This is a genomic window from Methylophaga sp. UBA1464 (assembly GCF_002325665.1).
In the GTDB taxonomy this organism is placed as follows: Bacteria; Pseudomonadota; Gammaproteobacteria; order Nitrosococcales; family Methylophagaceae; genus Methylophaga.
Genome location: NZ_DCSO01000065.1, coordinates 24204 through 24607, shown reverse-complemented (window position 1 = coordinate 24607; position 404 = coordinate 24204). Strand labels below are relative to the sequence as shown.

At 45.5% G+C, this 404-nt stretch carries 1 protein-coding gene; it reads left to right on the top strand.

Annotation, left to right across the window (positions count from 1 at the left end):
• Positions 1-38: 38 nt before the first annotated feature.
• Positions 39-404, top strand: a 366-nt coding sequence (locus B3O33_RS07985; RefSeq protein ID WP_292363356.1) for a diacylglycerol kinase, incomplete at its 3' end; no start/stop codon positions are given.

The following is a 404-nucleotide window of genomic DNA, read 5'->3' as shown; positions in this document are numbered from 1 at the left end:
CGTAGCATTAGCCTCATTTTGAGTAATGGGGCAATTTTGTGGAAAAACAAACTGGATGCAAACGGCTGTTTTATGCTTTTGGTTATTCAATGCAGGGGCTTTTCGCCGCACTGCGTTATGAAACGGCTTTTCGACAAGCCTTTCTGCTGTTATTAACTGCGGGTATTGGAAGTTTCTTTTTCGATGTATCACCAGTTGAACGACTGGCCATGATCACGGTTTTATTGCTTGTGGTGATGGTTGAAGCACTGAACTCGGCGATTGAATGTACCGTTGATCGCATCAGCACCGAACACCATCAGCTGTCTGGTCGAGCGAAGGATTATGGTTCTCTGGCGGTCTTTATTGCCATTATTATTGCTCTGGCGACTTGGCTGACTATTCTGTGGCCATTAGTAGGACGT